This window comes from Synechococcus sp. B60.1 (genome assembly GCF_047462555.1).
Lineage (GTDB): Bacteria > Cyanobacteriota > Cyanobacteriia > Thermostichales > Thermostichaceae > Thermostichus.
The window spans coordinates 1-11688 of record NZ_JANSJN010000086.1; the positions used below are offsets into that span (position 1 = coordinate 1).

Annotated in this window: 8 protein-coding genes; 7 read left to right on the forward strand and 1 reads right to left on the reverse strand. The window is 61.7% G+C overall.

Annotation, left to right across the window (positions count from 1 at the left end):
- Positions 1 to 228: 228 nt before the first annotated feature.
- From thiL to NW863_RS09945, 3 genes are all read left to right on the forward strand, one after another.
- Positions 229 to 1251, forward strand: coding sequence for a thiamine-phosphate kinase (thiL, locus tag NW863_RS09935; RefSeq protein WP_414366063.1), 1023 nt, complete (start codon positions 229 to 231; stop codon positions 1249 to 1251).
- 252 nt (positions 1252 to 1503) lie between these two features.
- Positions 1504 to 2097, forward strand: coding sequence for a hypothetical protein (locus NW863_RS09940; protein WP_414366066.1), 594 nt, complete (start codon positions 1504 to 1506; stop codon positions 2095 to 2097).
- 84 nt (positions 2098 to 2181) lie between these two features.
- Positions 2182 to 3711: a S10 family peptidase gene (locus tag NW863_RS09945; RefSeq protein ID WP_414366068.1), complete on the forward strand. Its 1530-nt coding sequence runs from the start codon at positions 2182 to 2184 to the stop codon at positions 3709 to 3711.
- A gap of 10 nt (positions 3712 to 3721) precedes the next feature.
- On the opposite strand, the gene cysS is transcribed toward NW863_RS09945, so the two are convergent.
- Positions 3722 to 5254 (reverse strand): cysteine--tRNA ligase, encoded by a 1533-nt coding sequence (gene cysS, locus NW863_RS09950; RefSeq protein WP_414366070.1) that lies wholly within the window; start codon positions 5252 to 5254, stop codon positions 3722 to 3724.
- A 399-nt stretch (positions 5255 to 5653) separates the two neighbouring features.
- Here cysS and NW863_RS09955 point away from each other — a divergent pair, with 399 nt between their 5' ends.
- The 4 genes from NW863_RS09955 (at position 5654) to NW863_RS09970 (ending at position 11569) form a co-directional block, all read left to right on the forward strand.
- Positions 5654 to 7255: a LysM peptidoglycan-binding domain-containing protein gene (locus NW863_RS09955; protein WP_414366072.1), complete on the forward strand. Its 1602-nt coding sequence runs from the start codon at positions 5654 to 5656 to the stop codon at positions 7253 to 7255.
- 93 nt (positions 7256 to 7348) lie between these two features.
- Entirely contained in the window at positions 7349 to 8689 is a 1341-nt protein-coding gene (locus NW863_RS09960; protein WP_414366074.1) for an FIST N-terminal domain-containing protein, read from the forward strand.
- 161 nt (positions 8690 to 8850) lie between these two features.
- Positions 8851 to 10638: an ABC transporter ATP-binding protein gene (locus NW863_RS09965; RefSeq protein ID WP_414366075.1), complete on the forward strand. Its 1788-nt coding sequence runs from the start codon at positions 8851 to 8853 to the stop codon at positions 10636 to 10638.
- 178 nt (positions 10639 to 10816) lie between these two features.
- The gene (locus NW863_RS09970) at positions 10817 to 11569 is read left to right on the forward strand and encodes a response regulator transcription factor (RefSeq protein ID WP_414366077.1); all 753 of its coding nucleotides are present in this window, start codon (positions 10817 to 10819) and stop codon (positions 11567 to 11569) included.
- Positions 11570 to 11688 lie beyond the last annotated feature (119 nt).

The following is an 11688-nucleotide window of genomic DNA, read 5'->3' on the forward strand; positions in this document are numbered from 1 at the left end:
CCAGTCTCAAGGTTCCGCTTACTTGTTGACTGACAGCACTGTCCGGGTCTTTCACCGGGGTGGGTGCTTGCTTAGAATTATGGCATTGGCGAGCGACTCAAGTCGCTCAAGGACTACGTCCTGCTAACGCGAACGGGCTTTTCCGCCCCGTACTACTCGCGTCAGCGGTGCGGAGCGCTTAGTACGAGGCTAGCAAGCTACCCCGCTGTGTATCCGCAAGGGGCTCCTTTGTTTTTCGATCCTCCGGGTCGTCCTCCCCAACCCAGCGGCGACCTTTCTCCCCTGCCGATCTCGGCAATTGGCGAGGCAGGGCTGTTGCAGATCGTACAGCGCTACTGCCCTGACCAGGTGGTGGGGGATGACGCGGCAGTGTTGGCCGCTCCCAAGGGGCAGTTGGTGGTGACCACCGATGTCTTGGTGGAGGGGGTTCACTTTAGCGACTTAACCACCCCGGCCCATGCAGTGGGCTGGCGCGCGGTGGCAGCCAATCTCTCGGATCTGGCGGCGATGGGATCCCGTCCCCTGGCTTTGCTGGTGGGCCTGGGCCTGCCGGGATCCACGCCGGTGGCTTGGGTGGAGGAGCTCTATCGAGGGATGCAAGCCTGTTGTGCCCCTTGGGGAGCGGAATTGGTAGGGGGGGATCTGTGTCGGTCGCCGCAGCGGTTTGTGGCGATCACGGCTCTGGGATCGGTACAGCCGGGGCGGGCTATTGAGCGCAAACGGGCCCAGCCGGGCGATTGGCTGATCGTAACAGGGCCCCATGGCGACGCGCGGGCCGGCCTGGAGCTGCTGCTCCATCCCGAACAGGGATCCTCAGCCGCGGCAGCCGAGCGAGAGCAGTTAATCAGGGCGCACCAATATCCGCGCCCGCGCTTGGATCTATTACCCCTTTTGGAAGGGATCCCGGATCCTTTGCGCCTGGCTGGCATGGACACCAGCGATGGCTTGGCAGATGCTCTGGTGCAGGTGTGCCAGACCAGTGGGGTGGAGGCGCGGATCGAGACGGAGCGGATCCCGATTTCGGCGGCTTTGCAACATGTTTTTCCGGGCCAAGCCCTGGAGTGGGCGCTCTACGGCGGGGAAGATTTTGAGCTGTTGCTCAGCGCCGAGCCCGCGCTGGCCCAGCGCCTTCTGGAACAGTTGCCGGGGGCGACCTGGATTGGGGAAGTAACCGGCTGGGATCCGCAGGGAACGGTGTGGTTGAGTGACGGACAACCCCTCAGCCGCCAGCACGCCTTCCAGCACTTTTGAGCCCCATCCCCCCTCTCCCTTTGGGAGAAGGGCTGGGGGTGAGGGCCGTGCGCCTCAATTCAAGTTGAACAAGTAGGCTTTCGGGCTGCCCAAAACTGCCCAAAGTTGCAGATAAAGCTACTCACCCCGGAAAAGGGGCTGGCACTTTGATTCGATAACCTAGAAGTTATGGAGAGATCTGCACAGGGAAGGCAACTGGCCCCGCAAGGCCACAGACACCCGCCAGAACCCTGGAGAATTAGGAGATTTGCAATGAAAGCTATCTTAGCAGCCGCTGTGATGGGTTGGGCAGGGATCCCTCTGCTGGCCCCCTTGCCGGTGGTGGCCCAGCCGCTTTTTGAATTGGGCACCTACCGCCTTGAGCAGGGGACGATCATTCCCGTCGGCAGCCTCAGCAGCGAAGAGCCGCAATACTTTTATCCAGACACCATCTATCCCCTGGAAGTGGCCGTCACGCAAAACATTTTCGACAACCAGGGGCGTTTGGTGATCCCGGCTGGCAGCCGCGTCTTCGGGCAGATGGAGCCGGCGCCGGGCGGATCCCGCTTTGTTGCCACTGCCATCGTCCTCGGGGGTCGCACCTATAGCCTGCGGGCTGTTTCCAACATTCTTCACGACGAGAAAGATCCCCGGCAGTATTCGGCTGAGGCCATCGCCCAGGATGCGGCCATTGGGGCAGCCGCAGGCACCCTTTTGGGAGCCATCACCGGCGGTGTCTCGGCGGGCAATGTCCTGGGAGGGGCAGCGGCTGGCGTAGTGGTAGGCAATGTTACCGCTCCCCAGGTGGTGGTGCTGCGCCCCGGCCAATCTTTTAATCTGACCTTGGAAGCGCCGCTCACCCTGTAACCCTCGGCTCCTGTTCCAAGGCAGGGGTGGAGATCTGGCAACTTGTGATTTACTGGATAGGCAAGTTGCAGCTCCCGTGTCTCTATGCCTGCAGAATCTAAGTCCACTCCTGTCTTGCACACCACAGAGCACACGTTCAACGCTGGGGGGGAGTCCTTCCCCTACAGGGCGGTGGCTGGCTGGCAGACGCTCTTCCGCCGAGAAAAGCCGGTGGCCGAGATCTTTCACGTCGCTTATCTGAGGCAGGATTCTGACTCCCCGCACCGCCCGCTGACTTTTGTTTTCAACGGCGGGCCGGGGGCCGCCTCTGCCTATTTGCACATGGGATCCCTGGGGCCGAGACGGATTTGCTTTGGGCCCAACGGCAGCCTGCCGCCCTCGCCGGTGCAACTGGTGGATAACGCCGAAAGTTGGCTGCTGTTTTCTGATTTGGTCTTCGTCGATCCGGTGGGGACAGGCTTTAGCCGCGCCCTGCCCAAAGAGTCTCAAGACGCCAAAAGTTCTCAGGAAAAATCCGATCCGGCGGCCAAGCCCACTCAGCCGGAGGAGAAGGAGGAGGAGCCCCCCAAAGAAGCACCCTTCTGGGACGTGGAGCGGGATTTGCAATCTTTGGGCGAGTTTATCCAGGGCTTCCTCTCGCGGTATAAGCGCTGGCTCTCTCCCATTTTCATTGCCGGTGAGAGCTACGGGGGATTTCGGGTGGCGCGGCTGGCCAAGGAGCTGCAAGCCAAGTTTGGGGTGGGCCTGTCAGGAGCGATTCTCATCTCGCCGGCCATCGAGTTCGGGCTGCTGGAGACCACCGATTACAACCTCAGCACCTGGGCAACCCTGTTCCCCTCCTATGTAGCCACGGCGGCCTATCACGGGCGGTGTGGCTGGGGGGAGGATTTGCAGATCTTGCTGCCCAAAGCAGAAAGCTTTGCCCGCCAGCGGCTGTTGCCTCTTTTGGCCATGGGGGAGGCGATGCCAGAGGCAGAGCGGCAGGCCATCTACACAGAGATGGCGGCAGGGATCGGACTCTCACCTGAGTATGTGGCCCACAAAGGCGGTCGGATCGACCCGGCCAGCTTTGCCCGCGAGCTGTTGCGCTCCCAGCGGCTGGTGTTGGGGCTGTACGATGCTTCCGTCACCACGGTGGATCCCTTTCCGGATCGGCCTACCTTCGAGGGATCCGATCCCACCTTGGATGGGGTGGATCGCCTCTTTACCGCCGCCATCAACAGCCACCTGCGGGAGACCCTCCAGGTGGACACAGACTTGACCTACCACCTCCTGAACTTAGAGGTGTTCAAGTCCTGGCGGTTTACCCCCAAAGGGGAACTCAAGCAAGGGTTTATTGGCGCCATGGACGAGCTGCGCAGCAGCATGGCCCTCAATCCCCACCTGCGGGTGAGCATTCACCACGGCTTCTACGACCTGGTCACCCCTTACTTTGCCTCCAACCACTTGGTGGACTTGATGAAGCTGGATCCCCGCCTCAAGGCCAACCTTTTCTTGCGCCACTACCGCGGCGGCCACATGTTCTACACCTGGGATCCCTCGCGAGTGGAGTGGTTTGCCGAGATGCGCCAGTTCTACCACCAGGCCGTTTCCGGCCTAAGGATCCCTTCGTGATGGGCAACCCCTACTCCCGCAGCCAACGGGTGGTGCCGTCTTTTTGGTCGATGAGGGTGATTCCCAGGGCCTTTAACTGCTCCCGGATTCGATCCGCCTCGGCAAAGTTTTTCGCCCTGCGGGCTGCCGTGCGTTGGGCCACCAGCTCCTCGATCTGCTTTTCTTCGAGGGGTGGAAGCTTGGCCAGTTCCCCATTGGCGACGGCTTTCTCGGATCCCTGGGCGGTGGCAGGCTGGGGCCAGCAGAAGCCCAGCGTGGTCAGGATCTCCAGCAGGGCGGCGCTCTTCTGCCTCAGCACCTGCGGCTGCAGGTGGGTGTGGCCCTGGTGGGTCAAGAGGTTGTGCTCACGGATCAGTTCTTTGGCCAGCTCAAAGGCAAGGGCCAGCGCCCCAGGGGTGCCAAAATCATCGTCCATAGCTGCCTGAAAGGCTTGCATCGCCTCGCAATCGGGAGATACCGTCTGGCAAAACTGCTGGGCGCAGTGGATCCCTTTTTGGAGAGTTTCCCAGCCGTGGCTGGCCGCCTGCATCGCCGCCTCGGTGAGGTCAATCGGGCTGCGGTAATGGGTCTGGAGCAGGAACAGCCGCAGGGCCATGGGGTGATAGACGGCAAGCGCCTGGCGTAGGGTGGTGAAGTTGCCCAAAGATTTGGACATCTTCTGGCCGTTGACGTTGACAAAGCCGTTGTGCATCCAGTACTTGGCCAGCGGCTTGCCGGTAATCGGCTCCGATTGGGCCAGCTCGTTCTCGTGGTGGGGAAAAATGAGATCCGCTCCGCCGGCGTGAATGTCGATGTGATCCCCCAGAGTCTCTCGCACCATGGCCGAGCATTCGATGTGCCAGCCCGGACGTCCCCAGCCCCAGGGAGACTCAAACCCCGGCTCGGAAGGGGGAGCCGCCTTCCAAAGAGCAAAATCGAAGGGATCCTGTTTGCCAGCCCCTTCCTCTCCCACCCGGCCACTGGCCCCTGCCTCCAGCTCCTCTAGCTTGCGACCGGAGAGCTGGCCGTAGTCCGGGAATTTACGGACGGCGTAGTAGACATCGTAAGCAGGGATCTCCGCCTGACGGGCAAGGGGATCCCGTACCCGGTAGGCAAAGCCCTTGAGCTCCAGCGATTGGATCAGCTCGAACATCGCCCGCAGCGATCGGGTTGCCCTGGGGTAGAGATCGGCCCGCTTGATGTTGAGGCGATCCATATCTTGGAAATACTCGGCGATGAAGCGTTCCGCCACCGCCTGCATCGATTCGCCCCGCTCTAAGGCCCGCTTGAGGATCTTGTCGTCCACATCGGTAAAGTTCTGCACATACTTCACCCGGTAGCCCCGCCACTCCAGGTAACGACGCACCATGTCCCACACTACATAGGTGCGCGCGTGGCCGAGGTGGCAGAGATCGTAAACTGTAACGCCGCAGACATACATCCGCACCAGGGGCTTCTCCCCGCCAGCCGCCTCGTCGGCAGACATGGGCTCAGAGCCACCGGCTGACAGGGGCTGAAACACTTCCTTACGGCGAGTCAAGGTGTTGTAGACAACTAAAGTCATGGAGAGTCCTGGTTTGTAGTTTCAGCTACAGCAAAGCGGGCTTTATCTTCCAGGTAAGCACGATGGCACATTCTGTCCTGCATCAGATAAGGCTCGACAAAATCTCAACGGGCCGGGGGCTGCAATCATTGGGGGACAAGCATCTCAGCTGAAACTACCTGTGAAGACTTGTCTAGATTTATTAACTACGGTACTCTAACCTGAGTGCGAACCAATCTGTTCATTATCGAACTGCGCTTGGGCTTCGCCAGTCTTGGTGGAGCTTGCTGCAAGGGGACGCTGGCCTCAATTTTGACATCTTCTCTTCCACTCTAGTATCAGCCTATTGGTGTGAGGATGCCCCAAAGATTGACGTTCTCAAATGCCCAGAGGAGTGAGCTGGACATCCAGGGTGCTGCCGTGAGCACCCTTTCTCCGCCCGAGGATCCGGCAGGGATCCCGACCGCTCAGGAGCGGGCTGCCGAGGGGTGGGAGCCGGCACTTCTCTCTGCCCCGTCAAGACTCCGGTGGGCTGGCTTAGCCCTTTCTCTCAGCTTAACGGGCATGGTGTGGCTCCTAAAGCTGGAGGCAGATCCCCGCGCCGATGCCCTGGAAGAGTCGGGGCCGGCCCCCTCCGATGAGCCAGCCGAGCCAGAAAATCCAGATCCCTCGACCTTGGCTCCGGCGCGACGGGGCTATCCGATGTGGACCACCGGCCTCTTGCTCATGTTGGGCTTGGCGGGGGCGGCCACGCTGCATCAACGTCAGCTTTCTCGCCACCCCTGGGGATCCCAGCTGGCGGAGCCGATTCCCCCCTCGGTGCACACGCTGTCCGGCGCCCTGCAGCAGAACTACGAGCAAAAAAAAGTCCAACTGCGGCAAGCCTTCGAGGCTGGCCAGATCCCAAGCGGGGAAGGGCCTCGAGGCATTCTCGAGCATGAGGTGCAGCCGGGAGAAACCCTCTGGCAACTAACCCAGATGTACCAGCTCGATGCTGCCGCCATCACTGTCTCCAACGGCATTCAAGCCAGTACGCCGCTGCAGCCAGGGCAGAAGTTGCTGATCCCCAGCCAGCCAGGATTGATCTACAGCGTCAAGCCAGGGGACACCCTGGAAGACATTGCCAACCGCTATCGGGTTCCGCAGCAGCGGATCATCGAGGCAACCCCCCTGGATCGGCCGGAGTATCTGCGCATTGGCCAACGACTGCTCATCCCTGGCGATGTGGGCGAGCTAATCCGGCGCGAGAAAGAGAGGATCGCCGCCCAGAAGGCCCGCGAGGCGGAAGAACGCCGCCGCCAGGAAGAGGAAGCCCAACGCCAAGCCGAGGAGCAAGCTCGATTACAGGCCGAGCAGCAGCGCCGGGCCCAGCAGATGCAGCAAGAACGGCAGGCCCTCTTGGCCGGCGGATCCCTGACCCACACGGTGGGAGCCGGTGACACCATCGAGCGGATCGCCGCTCGCTATGGGGTAACGCAGCGGTCGATTATCCAGGCTAACAATCTGCGCAATCCCCATTGGCTGCGCATTGGCCAACGCCTGACGATTCCGGCGCCAGGCACGCAGCCCCCGATCCCAGCTCCTGCCCGACAAGCCCGGAGACAATCCCAAGCTCGGCCAGCGCCGCCAGCTCCTCCCCGGGCCCGCAGCAGTGGCTTCATCTGGCCGGTTGCCGGGCCAATCACCTCTGGCTTTGGCTACCGTCGCGGTCGCTTCCACGCGGGGGTCGATATTCCCGGCCCGGTGGGATCCCCCATTGTAGCTGTGCAGGAGGGGGAAGTCATTTTTGCCGGCAATTCCGGAGATGGCTATGGCAATCGCGTGGATATTCGCCATCCCAACGGGATCGTCACCCGCTACGCCCACGGCCATCAGATCTATGTGTCCAAGGGCCAGTACGTGCAGCAGGGGCAGACGATCATGAGCCGGGGCAATACGGGTCGCAGCACAGGGCCACACTTGCACTTTGAAGTCCGCCCTGGTGGGGGCGCACCTGTGGATCCGCGGCCCTATCTGCCCTAAACACCTTGCAAACAAGAGGCTACGTAGAACAGCCAGTCCTGGGCATAAATTGCTAGCCTAAAAAAGCAAACTCCAGACCGTAGGAACACGCCGATGCAGTGGGTGAACGCGCTCTCCCAGCTTCCTTCTCTGGAAGCGGCTCTGCGGCAGGTGGTGGAGGAAGCCAAGGCTAAGCTTCAGGCAGCTCAACTGAAGAGCGTTCTGACGCGACAGGTGCAGGCAGTGGGGTCCGGCAGCTTGCCGGGGCTGCTCACCGGGTACGTTCCCCCGCAGCCGCTGCGGCCCAACCTAGGGATCCTGTTTGTGTCGGCGGCCTTTGCCAGCGAATACATTCGCGTGTTGCCACTGCTGTCGGATCTGCTGGAGGTGGACGTTTTGATTGGCTGCTCCGGCGGTGGTATCGTGGGTGGGGGGCAGGAAATTGAAGATGGGCCGGCCCTGTCGCTGTCTTTGGCGGTGCTGCCGGATGTGGCCTTGCACCCGTTTCATCTGCGGGGGGAACAACTGCCCGACTTGGATGCACCTCCTGCGGCGTGGATTGATCTGGTGGGGGTTGCGCCGCAGGCCCAGCCCCATTTCTTGCTCTTGGCGGATGGATTTTCCTCTCGGATCTCTGAGCTGTTGCAAGGGCTGGATTTTGCCTATCCGGGGGCGGTCAAGGTGGGGGGATTGGCCAGTGGCGGCCGCGCTCCTCGCGGCAATGCTCTGTTTTTGCTGGATGCGCGTACCCCTACGCCCCGGCGGGAGCTGTATCGGGAAGGCACGGTGGGGCTGGCCCTCTCTGGCAACGTGGTGCTAGATGCGGTGGTAGCCCAGGGATGTCGCCCGATTGGGGATCCCTTGCGTGTCACCGAAGCGGAGGGGAACGTGATCCTCAGCTTGGAAGGTCGCCCTCCTTTGGTGGTCTTAAGGGATTTAGCCGAACGGCTCAGCCCGTCAGATCAACGCTTGGCCCGCCAAGCTCTCTTCATCGGCCTGCTGATGGACGAATTCAAATCCGAACCGACGCCGGGAGACTTTCTCATTCGGGTGATTCTGGGCGTTGACCCACGCCTGGGGGCAATGGCCATTGGGGATCGGGTGCGCCCCGGCCAGACGGTGCAGTTTCATCTGCGGGATGCCCAGACTTCGGCAGAGGATCTCCGGTGGGCCCTCAGTCGTTATTGTGTCGAGCGCAACTTGGGGCAAAGTTATTCGTCAGAGCGCCCCTCCCAGCCGCAACCAGAGCCCTGTGGGGCGCTGATGTTCTCCTGTTTGGGGCGAGGCAAAGGGCTGTACGGCACTCCCAACCATGACTCGCAGCGGTTTCGGGAATTGCTGGGGGACTTGCCGCTGGGGGGGTTTTTTTGCAATGGGGAGATCGGCCCGGTTGGGGGCTCCACCTTTTTACACGGCTACACCTCCTGCTTTGGAATCTTCTGGCCCGCCCGCTAAGGTTTTGGCCATCCTGAGCAGGAGCTGAGCCGAGTCTGTAGCTGAGACCCAGACTCCCTCAGTGACGCTGCCGAAGTCCCGCAGCTGCCCCAGCGGGAAAAGAAGGGAAGCTGGAGGGGTGGTCTATAATCCTGCCAATCCCTCGATCGCCGCCCTCAGCCATGGCCGATGTCGCTCCGGTTGTCACTTCTGCCCTTCTGACTGTTCAGGGGTTGCGGGTTTTCTTGCCCAGCCGCACTGCCGGCAGCAGCCAGACAGAATGCTTGGGATCCCTGGTGGTGGATGGGCTGTCCTTTCAACTGGGGGCCGGACAAGTCCTGGGCCTAGTGGGGGAATCGGGATCCGGCAAGACCATGACCGCCCTGACGCTGATAGACTTGCTGCCCAGCTCCGCCCGGGTGGAAGGCACCATTCTCTTTCAGGGCCCCCAGGGAACGGTGGACTGGCTGCGGCTGGATCCTCGGCAACGGCGGCGCTACCGCGGCTCCCAGATCGCCATGATCTTTCAGGAGCCGAGCACCGCCCTCAACCCCCTCTACACCTGTGGTCAGCAGTTGCGGGAAACCCTGAGAACCCATACCTCCCTCCCCCCGGCGGAGATCCACGCCCGGGCGATCCGCCTGTTCGAGGAAGTGCAGCTTTCCCCGCACCTGCTGGAGCGCTATCCCCATCAGCTCTCCGGCGGCCAAATCCAGCGGGCAGCCATCGCTTGTGCGATCGCCTCTAACCCTAAGCTGTTGATTGCTGATGAGCCGACTACCGCCTTGGATGTGACGGTACAGGCGGAGATTTTGCGCCTGCTCCGGGATCTGCAACAACAGCGGCAGATGGCCATTCTGTTTATCACCCACGACCTCAACCTGGTGGCCGAATTGGCGGATCAGGTGGTGGTGATGTGCCGGGGCCAGGCTGTCGAACAGGGAGCAGTGAGCCAAATTTTTTGCCAGCCCCAGCACCCCTACACCCGTGGCCTGCTAGCCTGTCGCCCACCGTTGGAGCGGCGGTTGCGGCGGCTGCCCACCGTCCAGGATTTCCAGACGGGTCAGGGATCCCTCTCGGTCGAGGAGCAGTGGCAGCAGGTGGAGATCCCTGCCGCCGAAGAGGAGGAACGGCTGCGGTGGCTGCAAAGTCAGCCTCCGCTGTTGCAGGTGCGGGAGTTGCGCACCCACTACCCCGTGCGCCAGGGGCTGTTTCGCCGCCCGCTGGGCGAGATCCGGGCCTTGGACGGGATTAGCTTCGATCTGTATCCGGGAGAAACCCTAGGGTTGGTGGGAGAATCCGGCTGCGGCAAAACCACCCTGGGGCGAACCCTGTTGCGTCTGATCCAAGCCAGTTCCGGCCAGGTGATCTACGACGGAGAAGACTGGCTCCGCCTACCGCCCCGGCACCTGCGCCGCTTACGCCGAGAAATCCAGCTTATCTTCCAGGATCCGGCAGCCTCTTTGGATCCCCGCATGAGCGTGGGAGCCAGCATTATGGAGCCGATGGTTCTGCACGGAATTGGGAAAAATGCTGCCGAGCGGCGGCAACGGGCCCAACGCTTGCTAGAACGGGTAGGGCTGGATCCGGAGGCGCTGGATCGCCTGCCCCATCAGTTTTCCGGCGGGCAGCGGCAGCGGATTTGCATTGCCCGCGCCCTGGCTTCGGAGCCGCGCCTGCTCGTCTGCGACGAGGCGGTGTCTTCTCTGGATGTCTCCGTACAGGCCCAGGTGCTGAACCTACTCAAAGATCTGCAGGAGGAGCTGGGGCTGACCTATCTGTTCATCTCCCACGACCTGAGCGTGGTCAAGTTCATGAGTGACCGCATCATGGTTATGAACCGAGGCCGCATCGAGGAAATCGGCCCTGCCTCCCAGATCTACCGGAACCCGCAGCAGGATTATACCCGCCGCCTCATCGCCGCCATTCCCAAAGGGGATCCCAAAAAGCGTGCCCGCCAAGCCGGATGAAGGGTTTCCCCTGAAGCCGGCAGCTCCGCCCTTTGCCCAGCGGCCACCCCACCCGCCTGTCTTTCGGCCAGATTTGCAATGAGGCTAGAATTAAGTAAACTTTGAGTCGTAAAGCTTTGGACTCCTTGTTAGCTGATTTAACAAAACGTTTTATCCGCAGTGTGGGCTGCAACCGGCTATGGCTCGCATACTCATCATTGAGGACGACCCTTCGATTCTGGATATCCTGCGCATCAATCTGGAGTTGGCGGGCTATGAGGTCGTAAAGGCCACTGATGGGGTGCGCGGACAGGCGCTGGCCCTGCAAGTTCTCCCCGATCTAATCATCCTCGACCTGATGCTACCCCAGGTGGATGGCCTGACGGTTTGTCAGCGGCTGCGGCGGGAGGAGCGCACCAGCGAGATCCCGATCCTGATGCTCACTGCCCTTGGTCAAACCCAAGACAAGATCGAGGGCTTCAATGCCGGCGCCGACGACTACCTGACCAAACCCTTTGAGGTGCAGGAACTGCTGGTGCGGGTGCGGGCCCTGTTGCGACGTGCCGATCGGATTCCGCAGACGGCCAAACACGGCGAGATCCTCACCTATGGCCCCCTCACCCTGGTGCCAGAGCGCTTCGAGGCGGTGTGGTTTGGCAAGACCATTAAGCTCACCCACTTGGAGTTTGACCTGCTCCACTGCCTGATGCAGCGGCACGGCCAGACAGTCTCCCCCAGCGAAATCCTGCAGGAAGTGTGGGGCTACGAGCCTGACGATGACATCGAGACCATCCGCGTCCACATCCGCCATCTGCGCACCAAGCTGGAGCCAGATCCGCGCCACCCCCAGTACATCAAAACTGTCTACGGGGCGGGCTACTGTCTGGAGCTGCCCAACATTGCCGAGCCGCAGCCGCTGCAGCCGCAACTGGCAAAGGAATCCTCCAACTGACCTCCTCCCGGCCCTGACCCCCCTCCGACTCCCCCCCCGTATACGAGGGGAGGGAGGCAGGTACAGCGCCGGCCTTCCCGTCTTGCAAGGTAACTCCTGAGGGCGCTGCCTACCTCAAC